Origin of the sequence: Pseudoxanthomonas japonensis (assembly GCF_010093445.1) — a bacterium.
Classification (GTDB): Bacteria; Pseudomonadota; Gammaproteobacteria; order Xanthomonadales; family Xanthomonadaceae; genus Pseudoxanthomonas_A; species Pseudoxanthomonas_A japonensis.
Genome location: NZ_PDWW01000064.1, coordinates 1 through 603 on the forward strand (window position 1 = coordinate 1; position 603 = coordinate 603).

Below are 603 nucleotides of genomic sequence, written 5' to 3' on the forward strand. Positions count from 1 at the left end.
AGCTGACCTCCACCGTGCGCCAGAACGCCGATTCCTCGCGCCAGGCCAATGCGCACGCGCTGTCCGCCTCCGGCGTAGCCGCGGAGGGCGGTCAGATCGTGGGGCGTGCCGTGGAGACGATGTCGACCATCGAGCAATCCTCGCGCCGCATCTCCGAGATCATTTCCGTGATCGATGGCATCGCGTTCCAGACCAATATTCTGGCGCTCAATGCAGCGGTTGAAGCGGCACGCGCGGGAGAACAGGGCCGAGGTTTCGCTGTCGTGGCCAGCGAAGTGAGAACACTGGCGCAGCGGTCGGCGACGGCCGCCAAGGAGATCAAGGCCCTGATCGAGGCATCGGTCGAAAGCATCAAGGACGGTTCCGCGCTGGTCGGCGAGGCGGGGCAATCGATGGTCAATGTGGTGGCCGCCGTGCAGCGCGTCAGCGAAATCATGGCGGAGATCGCAGCCGCGTCCCAGGAACAGGCCGCCGGCATCGACCAGGTCAACGGCTCAATCATCCAGATCGACGAGACCACGCAGCAGAACGCCGCCCTCGTGGAAGAGGCGTCGGCGGCGGCGCGGGCGATGGAGCAGCAGGCCCAGGACCTGCGAGCCAGCG

General features: G+C 66.5%; 1 protein-coding gene. It reads left to right on the top strand.

Features of this window, described 5'->3' with window-relative positions:
- On the top strand, positions 1 to 603 hold a 603-nt coding region (locus CSC78_RS18780), incomplete at both ends, for a methyl-accepting chemotaxis protein (protein ID WP_238391348.1).